This is a genomic window from Methylophaga muralis, assembly GCF_001720165.1.
In the GTDB taxonomy this organism is placed as follows: Bacteria; Pseudomonadota; Gammaproteobacteria; order Nitrosococcales; family Methylophagaceae; genus Methylophaga; species Methylophaga muralis.
Genome location: NZ_MCRI01000006.1, coordinates 56,619 through 73,225 on the forward strand (window position 1 = coordinate 56,619; position 16,607 = coordinate 73,225).

12 protein-coding genes and 1 riboswitch are annotated in these 16,607 nt (G+C 47.8%); of the genes, 2 read left to right on the plus strand and 10 right to left on the minus strand.

What is annotated here, in order from left to right; genetic code table 11:
- Positions 1-105 precede the first annotated feature (105 nt).
- From atzF to A9E74_RS04595, 9 genes are all read right to left on the minus strand, one after another.
- Positions 106-1,899: an allophanate hydrolase gene (gene atzF, locus A9E74_RS04555; protein ID WP_069295463.1), complete on the minus strand. Its 1,794-nt coding sequence runs from the start codon at positions 1,897-1,899 to the stop codon at positions 106-108.
- On the minus strand, positions 1,899-5,495 hold the full coding sequence (uca, locus tag A9E74_RS04560; RefSeq protein ID WP_069295464.1) for an urea carboxylase: 3,597 nt from the start codon (positions 5,493-5,495) through the stop codon (positions 1,899-1,901). The genes atzF and uca overlap by 1 nt, the downstream gene beginning before the upstream one ends.
- Before the next feature lie 87 nt (positions 5,496-5,582).
- Positions 5,583-6,221, minus strand: a complete 639-nt coding sequence (locus tag A9E74_RS04565; RefSeq protein ID WP_069295465.1) for an urea amidolyase associated protein UAAP2 — start codon at positions 6,219-6,221, stop codon at positions 5,583-5,585.
- 17 nt (positions 6,222-6,238) lie between these two features.
- Positions 6,239-6,979, minus strand: coding sequence for an urea amidolyase associated protein UAAP1 (locus A9E74_RS04570; RefSeq protein WP_069295466.1), 741 nt, complete (start codon positions 6,977-6,979; stop codon positions 6,239-6,241).
- The gene (locus A9E74_RS04575; RefSeq protein WP_069295467.1) at positions 6,972-7,757 is read right to left on the minus strand and encodes an ABC transporter ATP-binding protein; all 786 of its coding nucleotides are present in this window, start codon (positions 7,755-7,757) and stop codon (positions 6,972-6,974) included. The genes A9E74_RS04570 and A9E74_RS04575 overlap by 8 nt, the downstream gene beginning before the upstream one ends.
- Entirely contained in the window at positions 7,754-8,581 is an 828-nt protein-coding gene (locus A9E74_RS04580; RefSeq protein WP_069295468.1) for an ABC transporter permease, read from the minus strand. Before A9E74_RS04580 ends, A9E74_RS04575 begins: the two co-directional genes overlap by 4 nt.
- Before the next feature lie 24 nt (positions 8,582-8,605).
- Positions 8,606-9,673: a putative urea ABC transporter substrate-binding protein gene (locus tag A9E74_RS04585; protein WP_069295469.1), complete on the minus strand. Its 1,068-nt coding sequence runs from the start codon at positions 9,671-9,673 to the stop codon at positions 8,606-8,608.
- A 61-nt stretch (positions 9,674-9,734) separates the two neighbouring features.
- A riboswitch (guanidine-I (ykkC/yxkD leader) is annotated at positions 9,735-9,835 on the minus strand.
- Between the two features lie 266 nt (positions 9,836-10,101).
- Complete coding sequence (gene ssb, locus A9E74_RS04590; RefSeq protein ID WP_069295470.1) at positions 10,102-10,602, minus strand: single-stranded DNA-binding protein; 501 nt, start codon at positions 10,600-10,602, stop codon at positions 10,102-10,104.
- 63 nt (positions 10,603-10,665) lie between these two features.
- Entirely contained in the window at positions 10,666-12,051 is a 1,386-nt protein-coding gene (locus A9E74_RS04595) for an MFS transporter (protein WP_069295471.1), read from the minus strand.
- A gap of 50 nt (positions 12,052-12,101) precedes the next feature.
- Between A9E74_RS04595 and uvrA the strand changes: the two genes are divergently transcribed.
- Positions 12,102-14,921 (plus strand): excinuclease ABC subunit UvrA, encoded by a 2,820-nt coding sequence (gene uvrA, locus A9E74_RS04600; protein WP_069295472.1) that lies wholly within the window; start codon positions 12,102-12,104, stop codon positions 14,919-14,921.
- Positions 14,918-15,541: a CYTH domain-containing protein gene (locus A9E74_RS04605; protein ID WP_069295473.1), complete on the plus strand. Its 624-nt coding sequence runs from the start codon at positions 14,918-14,920 to the stop codon at positions 15,539-15,541. Before uvrA ends, A9E74_RS04605 begins: the two co-directional genes overlap by 4 nt.
- Positions 15,542-15,547: 6 nt before the next feature.
- Here the strand turns inward: A9E74_RS04605 and A9E74_RS04610 are convergent, their stop codons facing one another.
- Complete coding sequence (locus A9E74_RS04610; RefSeq protein WP_069295474.1) at positions 15,548-16,606, minus strand: energy transducer TonB; 1,059 nt, start codon at positions 16,604-16,606, stop codon at positions 15,548-15,550.
- Between the last annotated feature and the right edge of the window lies 1 nt (position 16,607).

Consider the following 16,607-nt stretch of genomic DNA (forward strand, 5'->3'; position numbering starts at 1 on the left):
ATCAATGGAAGAGTCGATGCCCGTAAAAATAGCGGCCAGTTTTTTTGCTGCAGGAAAGCCAAGCCGGATTGATTCCGGCTAGGTTTGTTTTAAAAATGAAGCTGTTTATTGCTGCTGAACGTAAGTCCGCCAGCCTTTAAGATGACTGATATCGGTGGCATTGGTGATGGCATATGGTTCACAGATAAAGCCCGTGTACCATTGCTGATCGGCCAGTTGCACTTTGCCAATACCTAACGGGGCAGGGATGCCAGCGACAAACGAACCAAAGTTAGCGGTGGGTAATTCCCATAACTCAACTTCAATTGCTTGACCTTGGTGTTCATCTCTGACCAAGCCTGGTCGGGCGGGTGGTCCGCCGGGTAAGGCATAAAGCCGATAATCCTGGCTGGTTTGTGTGGCGCGTATTAATTTGCCGCCACGCTCCCGTAATTGCCAGTTAAGCGGCTGTCCCTCTAAATGCGCTCCACAGACAACGACCTTTATCCGATCCGTCACTCCGGAGTTTATTGCGCGTGAATCAGGTAATGGCAACGCGGTCGCACCCAACGGTAATTTCAATGTTTGTTGCAGTTGATTGGCATAAGACAATAAGCGGGTATCACTGAAGGCTCTGGAAAACAGTGTCACGCCAAACGGTAATCCGTTTGAGTTAAAGCCTGCCGGAACGGCAACTGCACTGCAGTCGAGCAGATTCATAAAGTTGGTGTAATAACCCAGTTGGCTATTGAGTTTGATGGGTTCCGCCAGAACCTCTTTGATTTTGTAAATCGTGCCGGCGGTAGGAGTCAGAATAAAATCGAAGTTTTCCAACAACGGCGTAACCTGCTGTTTGCAGTGTTGCAATTGATACTCGGCGCTGAACAGATCTTCGGCTGAAGCGGTGTTATTACTATCGAGAATTTGTTGCAACACCGGCAGCATAGCTTCACGTTTAACGTTGGCAGTGGCAATCCGCCGTTCTGCCACCCAAGGGCCTTCGTATAACAATCTGGCAGCGGTCAGAAAGGGCTCAAAATCTATTTCATGACAGATGCCGCCAAGATTTTTCAGTGTTTCAAGGGTTTTATAAAAGCCCTGCTCAGTTTCATGGTCGCCAAAAAACGCTAATTGCCCAGCTTGTGGGATAGCAAAATTAAAGCTGTCAGCTGAGATATGGCCATAATTTTTTCGGTTGGTATCTTTATTTGGCCGAGAATAATCATCTTTCGAATCAAATGCCGCCGCCACTTCAAATACCCGGTTTGCATCATCCGTAGTCAGGCTGAAGATAGACATGCAATCCAGGCTTTTACAGGCCGGCACTACGCCGTGATTACTGAGCAAGCCTCGCGAAGGTTTTAAGCCAATAAGATTATTAAATGCAGCCGGTACCCGACCAGATCCGGCAGTATCGGTGCCCAAAGAAAAACTCACTAGCCCCAATGCGACCGCTACCGCAGAACCTGAACTTGAACCACCGGAAATATACTCAGGATCAAAACTGTTCTGACAGGCTCCCCATTTATCCGGTGAACGCACACCGACCAGGCCGGTGGCAAACTGATCCATATTGGTTTTACCAATCGGAATCGCCCCGGCGGCAATTAATAGCTCCACCACATGAGCAGATTGCTCTGGCGTGTAACGATAGGCTTCGCAACCAGCGGTGACATCCACACCGGCCAACTCAATATTGTCTTTTATCGCAAACGGAATTCCGTACAACGGCAATTTATCAGGTGATTGACCGATTAAATTATCCAGATAAGGCTGAATAGCCTCCCGCGATAACAGGGTTATCCAGATATTTCGATCAGCATAGGTGGCGGCGCGTTTTAGCACCTCATCAATCAGTTTATGCGGAGAGAGCTTGCCATCACGATAGGCCTGATGGATGGCATCAATGGTCATGTCCATTATTCAGCCTCCCCAGAAATAACGACCAGACGATCACCCATACCAACTTGCGCACCGGCCTGTCGTTTAATTTCTGTGACGGTACCGGCTTGAGTTGCGGTTATCTGGATCTCCATTTTCATTGCCTCAAGAATCATCAACACATCGCCTTCTTGTACGAACGAGCCAATTTCCACTTCGACTTTCCAGACACTACAGTTGAGCGGACTATCAACGGAAATAGCATTTTCCGGCAAAGGTGCACTTTCTTCATCGATGATCTGCGGTTCATTACCACTATCAAAATGTAAAAGACCCTCGCGTTTCCAGTGCTCCAGCTCCTGTTCAAAGGCAAGTTCACGCTGGCGGGTAAAGCTGTCAATCGACTCTTTATGCTGCTCAATAAACTGGTTATAGCGTTTGAGATTGAAGGTGGTTTCTTCAATCTTCAGCGGATAATTGCCTTGCGGAAAATCCCGGCGGATCTGTACCAATTCATCGTGAGTGACTTCATAGAATTTGATTTGATCAAAAAAGCGTAACAACCAAGGTTTGGTGAATTCAGTGGTTTGCAGATAACGATTCCACATCTGCAGGGTCCGGCCGATAAACTGATAACCACCTGGACCTTCCATGCCATAAACGCACAGATAGGATCCACCGATACCAACGGAGTTTTCGGCAGTCCAGGTGCGGGCAGGGTTATATTTGGTAGTGACCAGACGGTGTCTGGGATCCAGTGGTGTCGCGACCGGCGCCCCCAGATAGACATCACCCAGTCCCATCACCAGATAACTGGCTTCAAACACAATACGTTTCACTTCATCGACCGAGCTGAGCCCATTTATCCGGCGAATAAATTCAATATTATCCGGACACCAGGGCGCGTTATGTCGTACCGATTGCATGTATTTCTGGATGGCTTGCTGGCAGGCTTCATCATTCCAGGAAATCGGTAAATGCACGATACGTGCAGGTACATCCATTTCTTCGATATTGCTGATTTCTTGTTCGGCCTGTTTGAGAATACCGACCAGAGTTTCCAGTGAAATTTGCAGACCATCGTAGTGGATCTGCAGCGAACGAATACCCGGGGTGAGTTCACGTAATCCTTTGATATTTTGTTGCTGTAACCACAACATCAACGCGTGCACTTTAAAACGCAGATTGATATCCAGTTTCAGTTCACCATATTCGACCAGCAGATAATGATCGCCGGCCAATCTGTAGCAAACATCTATACCGGTATCCGGCGACACCAGCGTGTCGTAGATTGGCGAACCAATTGCTGTGGGGGCAACCTCAACAGTTTGTTGCGTCAAATTGCTTAGCGATTCCAGTTGAGCCCGTTCCATGGCTCTGGCGGTTTCAATCGACACAGGAATAAAACGCACGGTATCGCCAGCTTTTAATTGGCCTATTTTCCACAGTTCTGCTGTGATCACGGTGGCCGGACAGACAAAACCGCCTAATGACGGACCATCGGGACCAAGGATAATCGGCATATCACCGGTGAAATCAATGGTGCCCACCGCATAGGCATTATCGTGAATATTGGAAGGATGTAATCCTGCTTCACCGCCAGTGTTTCTGGCCCATTCCGGACGTGGGCCAATCAGCCGTATGCCGGTTCGGCTGGAGTTATAGTGAATTTTCCAGTCAGCAGCAAAAAACGTTTCAATATCCTGTTCGGTAAAGAAATCCGGCGCGCCATGCGGGCCGTAGATGACCTTAATTTCCCAGTGAGTGGTTATCTCTGGGATTAATTCGGCAGGCGTTGTTGTTAAATCAACGACTGCTGTTTCGTCTGATAAATGAAGAACATCGCCGGTTTTTAAAGTACGACCGACATGGCCACCAAATTGCCCCAGGGTAAAGGTGGAGCGTGAACCCAGGTAATTCGGGCATTGAATGCCACCGGCAACCAGCAGATAAGCTCTTGTACCAGCGGCTTTGATTTGCCCCAGCGTTAGTTTGTCGCCGCTAGACACTGAATAAATTTGCCAGCAATCAATCGGCTCACCATTGAGTTTGGCCTCAATGGTGGCGCCGGTGATGATAATTTGGCTGCTGCAGTTAAATACCAGTTCCGGGCCGCTCAATGTAATTTCCAGTCCGGCACAGTCTTCGGTATTGCCAAGCAGACGATTACCCAGCCTGAACGACCAGTTGTCGTAAGGCCCTGAAGGCGGAATGCCGATATCCCAATAACCTTGCCTGCCAGGATAATCCTGCACTGTGGTCATGGTGCCCGGCGATAAAACACTAAAGGTATTGGGGGAGTAGACAAAACTGTCCAGATAACGGGTGGTGATGCTGGCGGATAAAAAGGCCGCATCATTCAGAATATGGCTGAGATAATCGGTATTGGTTTCAATACCGTAGATACTGATTTGTTTCAGTGCTGTAAGTAGTTTCGCATGCGCTGTTTCGCGTGTTTCTGCAAAGCTGATCACTTTGGCTAGCATCGGATCAAAAAACGGCGAGATCTCGATGCCGGGTTTGATCCAGTGATCAATACGTAGATCGGGCAATTGTGGAAATACGACTTCGGTTAACAGTCCGGCTGATGGCTGGAATTTTTTGAATGGATCTTCGGCATACAAACGCACCTGTATCGCATGACCGTGAGGTTCAGGGGCCTCCACCGGTAAAGTGTTTTCCTGCGCTCCGACCTCGATCATCCAGCGCACCAGATCCACCTGATAAATGGCTTCGGTCACTCCATGCTCAACCTGCAGCCGGGTATTCACCTCCAGAAAATAAAAATCATGTGACTGGGCGTCGTAGACAAATTCGACGGTACCGGCGCTACGATATTTGACTGCTGCCATTAACCGAACCGCAACCTCGTGCATAGACTGACGAACATTGTCTGGAATATTTGGCGCCGGAGCTTCTTCGATAACTTTCTGATTACGTCGCTGACTGGAGCAGTCCCGATCGCCCAGTGCCAGCACATGACCCTGACCATCACCAATGATCTGCACCTCGATATGTCGTGCCTGAGTGATAAATTTTTCGATAAACACGCCATCATTGGAAAAATTATTGGCACCCAGCCGTTTAACTGAATTGAAAGCATTTTTCAGCTCATCTTCGTTATCACAACGACTCATGCCGATACCACCACCGCCGGCGGTGGATTTCAGCATCACTGGATAACCAATGGTTTGAGCGATAGCGATCGCCTGTTCAATATCCTCAAGTAATTCTGAACCGGGCAATAACGGCACAGCACTCTGCTGAGCCAGCGCTCTGGCGCTGTGTTTCAGGCCAAACGCTTCCATCTGCTCAGGTGTCGGCCCCAGAAAAACCAGATTATTGGCTTCACAAAGTCGGGCAAAGTCGGGGTTTTCACTTAAAAAACCATAACCGGGATGAATGGCTTGTGCGCCGGTTTCTTTGGCAATTTTGAGAATGCGTTGCTGATTCAGATAAGTGTCTGCGGCGCGGCCTTCTCCAAGAGAAAAAGCTTCATCAGCTGTGCTGACATGCAATGAGTCTCGATCCGCTTCGGCATAAATCGCTACGGCCTGAATGCCCATTTGATGAAGGGTGCGGATAATCCGGGTGGCAATAGCCCCGCGGTTGGCAATTAAAATCTTCTTGAACATGGTTTTATCATCTCAAGGTGTGGGTCGTCCCACTTAATTCCGGCGTGTTTCAAGTCGTCTTAAAACACGTTATTGCTGTTGTTCTGTTCAATCCCAGATGTAAAGGCCTATCGGAGTAGGGTTGTAGGCATTACAGGGGTTATTGAGCTGTGGACAATTGGAAATCAACACGATGACATCCATTTCGGCCTGCAATTCAACGTATTTACCGGCTTCTGAAATACCGTCAGCAAAGGTCAATCCACCTTGTTCGGTAACCGGTACATTCATGAAAAAATTAATGTTATGAGTGATATCGCGTTTGCTGATGCCAAACTGTTCATTTTCAGCAACAGCCAGCATCCAGCTATCACGACAGGCGTGCATGGTTTTCTTTTCCAGGGCGTAACGCACAGTATTGGATTCGGTAGCACAGGCACCGCCCAACGTATCGTGGCGACCACAGGTATCAGCGATAATGGTTAGCATCGGATTGCCCATATTGCTCAACAATGTCGTACCGGCAGTCAGATACACATTTTTCTGCTCACGTATGGTGTCCATTGCGCTATAGCGTTCTGCAGGATCAGCGGCGCTATAAAACAGAATGTCGGCTGCCTGATTACCGTGCAGATCGACGATACGCAGCGTTTGGTTTTTCAGCAGTGGCTTCATCCAGTAATCACCGGCCAGTACTTCTTCGTAACGGGCGGCTTCATTGGTATTCAAATGACTTTCTTTAATCACGTTCTGTTTGTCCTTTTTTAATGATGTCCACACAGGTGATAGAGACGGTTGTTTTCAAAACCACGCTGGTTTTCGGCACAGGCATTCAGGCACACATCGTCTTCAGTGACAGCGGCAGCATTACGGATTTGATAGGTAACGGAGTTTTTCGGATAGGTTGCTGCCGTATTCATCGGGTGCGGGCAGGTGTGGAACAGCACCAGGGTATCCATTTCAAAGCGTAAATCGATGTGATCTCCGGCCTTACTGTGATTTTCCACAAAGGTCAGATTGCCTAGGTCATCGGTTTTTATGCAGCTGAAAAGATTCAGGTTGGCTGCCATATCGCGTTTATTCAGACCGTATTTGGCTAACTCGACTAAAAACGCCTGTTCGCCACTGATGGTCCAATCATTTCGAAACTGTTGGTAATTTTTGACACCCCATTTAGCCTGCAACGCAGCATTGGTCAGATTGCCACCAACGGTATCGTGCCAGCCAACGGTATCTTCAGTGATCGAGCAGAAGATGCGGCCCATATCAGAATAAAGACAGTGACCTTTGGTCAGTTTAAATGTGTGCTGACATTTCAAGGTATCAGGAGCGTTGTAGCGTTCCAGCGTATTCTCCGGGTTATAAAACAACATGCCGACATTGGCGCCGCCATCCTGATCAATCAGCCGCAGGGTGGTACCTTTGCGCATCAGCATTGACCAGTGGGCGCCGCCTGGTAGGGTGTCCTGATATAAAACGTCTTTGTCTTGGGTAATTTCAGTCATTTTGTTTAACCTGTTGCGTCGTTAATTTTTCTTGAATGTCACTTATTGATTGTTTTCTGGAACGTCCTACCGGTATGTCATAGGTGATCGACGCCCCATAACGGTTTGGCTGATCCGGATCATGTCGTTGTTTATCAAATACCAGCAGTTGAGTGCCTAATGAAAAGCCCTCGGACAAATCATGGGTGATCATAAAAATGGTGATATTGGTCTCGCGCCAGATATCCAGAATCAACTCATGCATATCGGATCGAATACCTGGATCAAGTGCACCAAACGGCTCATCCAGTAACAGGATCTGCGGTTGTTTAATTAATGCCTGAGCGATTGCCAGACGTTGCTGCATACCTCCTGACAATTCGCTGGGATATTTGGTTAAAGCGTGGTCGAGACCAACCTTTTCCAACAAAGCAACTGCTCGCTCACGAATGGCCTGACGTTTTTTACCAAAGCAGCGACCCAGTATTGGAGATTCCTTAAACTCTTCACCCAGCATCACGTTCTCTACAACGTTGAGATGAGAAAATACCGAGTATTTCTGAAACACAATGCCTCGATCAGCGCCGGGTTCACTGGGTATCGGTTTACCATTTAACAGTAATTCACCCCGAGTGGGTTGTTCGGTTCCTAACAGCATTTTCAGAAAGGTGGTTTTGCCGCAACCTGAAGCACCAACCAGCGTGACAAACTCGCCGGCTTTGACATCCAGATTGATGTTTTCCAGCACGATATTGTCGCCATATTCCTTCCAAAGGTTTTTGATTTTAATATCGTTCATTTGCCTTCCCCTTGGTCAGTCGAATGCCAGGGGAAAACGCTTTTTGACAGGCGTCTTAATAGAAAATCCATTAGGAATGCCAACAGCGTGATCCACACCACGTAGGGCAAAATGATGTCCATCGACATATAACGTCTAACCAGGAAAATCCGATAGCCAAGGCCCTCGGTGGAGGAGATGGCCTCTGCTGCAATCAGAAATAACCACGCCGAGCCCAGACTCAAGCGAACCGCATCAATCAACTTGGGTAACACTTGAGGTAACACCACCCGCAGAATCAGTTGCCAGCTGTTGGCACCTAATGTCTGGGCTTTGATGATGATTTCATTGGGTAATGCCATTACCCTGAGTTGTACGTCCCGAATCAGAAAAGGCGTAATACCCAGCACGATTAGCATCACTTTTGAAAGTTCACCAAGGCCAAAAATGATGAACAATATCGGCAGAATGGCTAAAGGCGGCACTAGTGAAATGATGGTGATCACCGGCGCTATTCCTGCTCTGACGAGAGGAATAATACCGATCATAATACCAACCACCAGACCAATCAGCGCGCTGATGGCCACACCTAACCCCAGCCTTTGTAAACTAGCCGCCGTATCCGCCCACAGTAAGTACTCACCTGTACGTTTGTTCGGCTCGAACGCCATATAGGAAATGGCATTTACAAAAGACTGGAATGACGGCATCAGCTTATCATTCGGGTTAATCGCCAGCCGTTCATTGGAAAAATAAAAATACACCAGTCCAATGACAATGAAGGGCAACAGACCCAGAATGCATTTCCCTAATATGCCTGGACGCTGATTGATAATTCTCTTCACGAGAAACTCCCTGTTTTACTTACTTTAGAGAGCGTTATCCGCTGCCATTTTCATAAAGCTGGAATCAAACCGGAGTTTGACGTTATTTGTATCACCCGCCACCTCACCGTTGGGATAGGCAATACCGATAAAGTCAGCATTCATTGCTCCATCACCCAGCAAACCATGATCAAAAGAAAAATCAGTGATGTGTTTCATGGTGGATTGTAGTTGTTCGCTCTCAGTAAAACTGACGGCTTCAGCTGCGGTGTAGAACATGTTGGTGGCATCGAGTTGAGCTTTGTAACCAGCGAGATCGGTTCCCGAAGCTTCCGCCATCATGGTCAAAGCTTCTTCATCACCAGCTTGCATTTTGGCCATGATTTCATACCATGCGCCGGTTAACGCTTTACCAAAAGCCGGATTCGCTTCTAGCGTTTCAGTGTTAACCACTAACATGTCGATAATTTCGCCTGGGATATCGGATGAATCAAATACCTTGGTGGTATTCGGCACTGCAGTGATTTCGGAGAGTAACGGGTTCCAGGTCACTGTGGATGTGACATCGGCGGCATTAAACACGCCCACCAAATCAGCATCTGACGTATTTACTACAGTGACGTCACGTTCACTCATCTTCACGCTATCCAGCGCACGAGCTAGCAGGTAATGGGAAACCGATAATTCGACCAGATTTACGCGTTGACCTTTAATATCGGCAAGCGTTTTATCGGAGCCTTTCAGCACAATACCGTCGTTGCCATTTGAGAAGTCGCCGATGATTAAAGCTGTGCTATCTACTCCGCCTGCGGCAGGAATAGTGAGCGCATCCATATTGGTCATGGTGCAGCCATCAAACTGACCAGCAGTATATTGATTAATGGATTCGATATAGTCGTTGATCTGCACGACATCGATTTCGATATCGTATTTATCTGCCCACTTTTTAACGATGCCTGCGTTATCAGCATAATCCCAAGGCATCCAGCCGGCATAAATGGTCCAGGCGATACTGAATTTATCTTTGGTTTCAGCATGTGCTGATAGCGGGGAGAGCAGAGCAGAAAAAGAAAGCAGTAATACACTGCAAATACGGAAGAATGAATGCTTCATTTGGGTAATACCTCACAGCTTAAGGTTAAAAACACGGTGAAAGAGATGTTTTATTCAAACAATCTCCCGGGCTTTTATCCCTCCGTGTAACCTTCGCTGTGAAGGTCGGTCACTCTCGGTCCAGACGTTATTTGCATAACCGGAACCCTAGAGACCTATTGCTGTTCTTTTGGTGCGATTAAAACACCTCTGACACGCTATGATTATTAACGCAGGATTCAGGCCAACCCAATTAAAAGGTTTTATAGTTAATAAAAACAAAGGTTTGATTGGATTGGCAGGGCGCAATGAATTTATTTAACGCACCTTATTTGTGCGTTACTTAGTGTTAACGCCCAATCTTGGAGCGGTTTGAGTGGTGTTTCCGGTTCATTTTCCAAAAAAAAGCCCCTATTTTCAGGGGCTGTTTTGTAAGTATTTGTTGATGATCAGAACGGAATATCATCATCATAGTAATCTGCTTCACCACCAGAACCATAATCCGGTCCGGCAGAAGCTGAGGCCGGTTGTGGGTTGTTATAGTTACTTTTCGCTGCTGGTTGAGAAGGGCGGCCTTGATTGTAATCCTGATTATCACTGCTACCGCCACCACCGGCGCCTTTGCTGTCTAGCATGGTCATTTCATTGGCAATAATTTCTGTTGAGTATTGATCCTGGCCTTGCTGATTTTGCCATTTACGCGTCTGAATACGGCCTTCAATATAGACTTGAGAGCCTTTACGCAAATATTGCTGTGCAATCTCACCCAGCTTGTTGCGTAACACGACCCGGTGCCATTCGGTACGCTCCTGGCGCTCACCGGTTTGTTTGTCACGCCAGCTTTCTGAAGTAGCAATCCGCAAATTACAGATCGAGCCGCCATTAGGAAAAGCCCGGCTTTCAGGATCGACCCCGAGTCTGCCAACCAGAATAACTTTGTTTACTGACATGGTGAATTCCTTTACTAATTCAAATTGTTGTTCATTTTACGCATAAATCAGAGACGCTTCGAGCTACGCATAAATAAGGCACGCTTCCAGCTCTTCTAAATCGACATCATCGGCGAGATATTTAACGTAGGCAATACGTTCTTCCAGCACAATCACAATCTCGGCCACACCTTTAATGGCATTCAGCCGTTCAACAAACTCATCTGCTGTTTCTGCCGTCACTTCGTTTAACGGAATAATCCGACTACTGTAATGTTTTGGCGCTTGCATGGGTAGCATCAGCAGCAACCACAAAGAACTGATGATTCCGGCAGACCAGAAGATCCAGCTGATATCGCCAAAACTGTAGATTATTCCGCCTAAAATACCGCCAAGAAAGGCTCCAATAAATTGGGCGCTGGAATAAATGCCCATCGCCGTGCCTTTGTTTTTAATCGGACTTAGTTTTGACATCATCGAAGGCAGACTGGCTTCAAGAATATTAAATGCGGTAAAAAATAACCATAAGCAAATCATCAGCATGGCTAATGAGCTTGGCAATAACGCCCAACCAATTTGAGCAACAGCCAGGACAGCAATTGCCCCGATAAACACCATTTTCATTTTGCGTTGTTTTTCTGCGATCAGAATAAACGGCACCATGCTGATAAATGCCAGTAATAAAACGGGTAAATAGGTTAGCGCTAAATCCGCCTTAGCCACCCCGGCAAAATCCTGCAAAGCGATGGGCAGTGCAAAAAAACTCAAGGTAAGCAATAAATGCAGTACTAGAATGCTGACCACCAGTCGCATAATTGAAGTGTTTGCTAATACCTCACCAATTTGCGCGCGGGCTGGTTTCATATCCTGATGTTGTTTGTGTTTAAACGGAGTGGGCACCCACCACCGAAGCACAATCATGCCAAAAATGGCCATCAGCGCAGTGGCCCAGAAAATACCATCCAGACCAATCCAGCTTTCTAAAGCGGCGCCGCCGGCTAATGCCACCGAAAATGATAAACCGATACTGATGCCAATTGCGGCCATGGCTTTGGTGCGATGTTGATCGCGAGTCAGATCAGCTGTTAAGGCCATCACCACCGCAGCAATCGCGCCGCTGCCTTGTAACAGGCGACCTAATATGACGGTATAAATGGAGTCTGCCATGGCTGCCAGCAAGCTGCCCAAAGCAAACAGGATCAGACCTATATAGATGACCTTCTTACGACCAATTCGATCAGAGAGCATGCCAAACGGAATTTGCAACAAGGCTTGAGTTAATCCATAGGCACCGATGGCGAGACCGATTAATATCGGCGTGCTGTGTGAATATTGTTGGGCGGAGAGTGAAAATACCGGCAGAATCATAAACAACCCAAGCATTCGCAGGGCGAATATGAGTGATAAACCGGAAATAGTGCGTTTCTCCAGCGCACTGAGTGCGTCAGATGTGGCTTGCTTTTGCGTCATGATAGGGTGACAGAGTATATTGATCCGTTCGATTTTACTACGGAACAGGCATGAAAAGTATCAGTATTCGCGGCGCCCGTACTCACAACCTGAAAAACATTGATCTGGACCTGCCCAGAGATGCGCTTATTGTGATTACCGGCTTGTCTGGATCAGGCAAATCGTCACTGGCTTTTGACACTTTGTATGCGGAAGGTCAGCGGCGTTATGTAGAATCTCTGTCAGCTTACGCCAGACAGTTTCTATCGATGATGGAAAAACCGGATGTCGATCATATCGAGGGGCTTTCACCTGCTATTTCCATAGAGCAGAAATCGACTTCGCATAATCCACGTTCCACCGTCGGCACGATTACTGAAATCTATGATTACCTGAGGTTATTGTTGGCTCGCGCCGGTGAGCCACGTTGCCCGACCCATCATTTGCCGTTGGAAGCACAAACCGTCAGCCAGATGGTTGATACCGTGTTAGCCATGCCCGAAGGCAAGCGCTTAATGCTCTTGGCACCAGTGATTCAAGACCGTAAAGGCGAGCATCTGTCAGTGTTTGAGGGGCTGCGAGCTCAAGGCTTTGTTCGTGCCCGAGTCAACGGAGAAGTGGTTGAACTGGATGATCCGCCGGAGCTGGAATTACGCAAAAAACACACGATAGAAGCCGTAGTTGACCGCTTTAAAGTGCGTGAAGATCTTCAACAACGACTGGCAGAATCATTTGAAACGGCTCTGAAATTAGCCGATGGTGTGGCCAAAGTGGTGTCGATGGATGATGATACCGACCAAACTCTGTTTTCTGCACGGTTTGCCTGTTCCGAATGTGGTTATTCGATTGCAGAGCTTGAACCACGGATGTTTTCGTTTAATAACCCCGCCGGGGCTTGCCCAACTTGTGATGGTCTGGGCATTAAACAGTTTGTCGATCCCTCACGCGTCGTTGCTCATCCGGAGCTGAGTTTGGCCGCTGGTGCGATTCGCGGTTGGGATCGTCGCAATGCTTATTATTACCAAATGATTCTGTCATTAGCAGATCACTTTCAATTCAATATTGATGCGGCATTTGACTCATTGCCTGAGAATGTCCGCCAAGTGATTCTGTATGGCAGTGGTCGCACTGAAATTGATTTCAGCTATATCAGTGATCGTGGCAAACGAGTCAGCCGTAAACATGCATTTGAAGGGATAATTCCTAACCTGCAACGCCGATACCACGAGACTGAATCTGGCAGCGTTCGTGATGAACTAGCCAAGTTTCATTCAATTCGAGCATGTCCCGATTGCCATGGCACACGTTTAACCGAATCTGCACGTAATGTGTTTATTAATGAAACCAATTTGCCCGAAATTACTGCGATGCCAATTGGTGAAGCCACCCGCTTTTTCCAGCAATTAGAATTGCCTGGTAAGCGTGGAGAAATCGCCAGCAAGATTGTCAGCGAGATCAGTGCCCGTTTGAGTTTTCTGGTCAATGTCGGATTGGATTATCTGTCGCTGGCGCGTAGTGCCGATACCTTATCAGGTGGTGAAGCCCAACGTATTCGTCTGGCCAGTCAGATCGGTGCCGGTCTGGTTGGCGTTATGTATATCCTCGATGAACCGTCAATTGGTCTGCATCAACGTGATAATGATCGCTTGCTGGCGACGCTGACTCGACTACGTGATCTGGGGAATACGGTAATCGTAGTTGAGCATGATGAAGATGCGATCCGCAGTGCCGATTATGTGCTGGATATCGGGCCGGGGGCCGGTGTACATGGTGGTGAGATTGTGGCACGTGGTACACCACAAGACATTATGGATAGTGAGCATTCGCTCACCGGCCAATACCTGTCAGGTCGCCGTAAAATCGAAATTCCGGCGAAACGTGAAGCCGCTCATGCCGGCAAGTCAATTGGCCTGCGTGGTGCGTGTGGTAATAACCTGAAACATGTCGATGTGGATATTCCGATTGGTTTAATGACCTGTGTCACCGGCGTATCAGGTTCCGGTAAATCCACGTTGATTAATGAAACCCTGCTCAAGTTGACCTCCAAAACCCTGAATGGCGCTTCGGAAGAACCGGCTCCACATACAGAAATTCTAGGACTGGATCAGTTAGATAAGGTGGTGGCGATTAACCAAAGCCCGATCGGAAGAACACCTCGTTCCAATCCGGCGACTTACACCGGTTTATTTACGCCGATTCGTGAATTATTTGCCGGTACTCAGGAAGCACGAGCTAGAGGTTATGGGCCAGGACGTTTCAGTTTTAATGTCAAAGGCGGTCGCTGTGAAGCCTGTCAGGGTGATGGCCTGATTAAAGTGGAAATGCACTTTTTGCCCGATATTTATGTGCCTTGTGATGTGTGTAAAGGTCAGCGTTACAATCGAGAAACTTTGGATATTCGCTATAAAGGCAAAACCATTACCGAAGTGCTCGATATGACCATCGAAGATGCCAATGTGTTTTTTGAAAACATTCCGGTGGTGGCCAAAAAACTGCAAACGCTGATTGATGTTGGCCTGACCTATATCAAGCTGGGACAAAACGCTACAACACTGTCCGGCGGTGAAGCACAGCGGGTTAAACTGGCCAAAGAGCTCTCAAAACGCGATACCGGTAAAACGCTGTACATTCTGGATGAACCAACCACGGGTCTGCATTTTTACGATATCGAGCAACTGCTGAAAGTGCTGCACCATCTGCGGGATCGTGGCAATACCATTGTGGTGATTGAACATAATCTGGATGTGGTGAAAACCGCTGATTGGGTGATTGATATGGGACCTGAAGGTGGTGCTGGTGGTGGTGAAATCATTGCCGTCGGTACGCCCGAACAGATTGCCGAACATCCACGTTCGCATACCGGACATTATTTAAAGCCGTTACTGAAATGAGTCTTGAACAGGAAATGAAACTCGCCGTGAATGGCGATAGCAAACTCAACCTTGCTGATTTGGATTGGTTGCAAGCGATGACTCATGAGCAAAAACAGCTGCAGCTGCGTACCGAATATTTTGATACGCCACAATTGAAACTGAAACAACAGGGCATTGCCTTACGGATGCGGCAAATTGATGACCAGTGGCTGCAAACGGTAAAGACCAGTGGAAAGGTTAAAGATGGCCTGCATCAGCGTGAAGAATGGGAGCATCCCATTATGAATGGCGAGTTTGATCTGCCATTGTTACGTCAGACACCATTGGCACCGATCGTTGATGACAGTGGCAGCTGGAAGCAATTACAACGGTTGTTTTTCACCGAATTCGAGCGCGACATTCGCATGCTGGAAGCCTCGCAGGAAACCTTGATTGAACTGGCCTACGATTTTGGTGAAGCCGGTTCGGGCGACCGTCGTGCGATGATTCATGAAATTGAACTCGAATTACGTCACGGTTCACTTGAGGTACTGCAGCAAGTGGCAGAACGATTGAAAACAGAATTGAACTTGGCCTATAACAATCGCAGTAAAGCTGAAATCGGTTATCAGTTATATCAGCAAAACCAAGCTAGTTAGCTTCATCTAGCGAGCTGACATACCCCTAGCGCTTTCAAACTTCCAGGTACGGATAATGGTCAGCATATCGCTGCCTTGAAGCACATCTTCGGGGATAGCAGCATACGGTGCGCCTAAACGCACAATGCGAACTGCAGCATCATCCAACACTTTATGCCCAGATGAGCGAGACACAACAATGCCATCCGGCGGTACACTGCCATCCGGTTTGATATCAACGGAAAGCATCAAACTGCCGTTAATGCCTTGATCCTTGGCTTCCTGTGGATAATTCATATTGCCGATCCGTTCGACTTTCATTTCCCAGGCCCGCATATACGCTGCAGCGGAATATTCCTTAGTCGCTGCTGAAATACGACGCTTTTTCGGGGTTTCACTTAGCGACTTACTGTTGTTCTCCATGGCGCTTTGTAAGGAACCAATTTCATTGCGCGCCCGGGCAATAAGCTCGGAACCTGATAACTTGGGGGGTTCCATCTCGATGGTTTCGATCGCATCAACAACAGACTCGGTAACGATTTCCGTTGTTTCAACTTTACGCTCGGCGTTCTCGGTAGTGACTTTTTTGCTGGCGGTTTCTGGCTCTGGCTTAGGCTCAACAGGTTCTGCAGGTGTCTCAACCACGGGTGGTTCTGGCGCTGCTTCAACCACGACAGGTTCAGTTACGGCAGGCACATCTTCAACTATGGGAGTTTCATCCAGTACCGGTTCAGGGGGCACAGTTTCAACTGGCACAGGAACCAGTTCAGTGATTGGAGCAGGTAATGGATCAGTTGATGCTGGTGGTTCTTCGGCAATCGGTACAGCCATGTCTGGTGTAGGTTCTGGCGATTTTTCTTCGGTTTCACCGCCACCTTCATTGGTGACTTGCGCCAGATAACTAGGTTCTTCCGGAGCTTGTTCGGTTTGCTGTTTGACCAAGGTGATATCCAGCTGATTGACCGGCGCATTGGTCGGCGGAGAGGTCACAGTAAAGCTGACGGCAAGCACCACAATCGCATGCAAAATTACTGAGCCAATAATGGTCAGAATAAAGCGATCAGTGGCGCTTGAGGTGCGAATCATT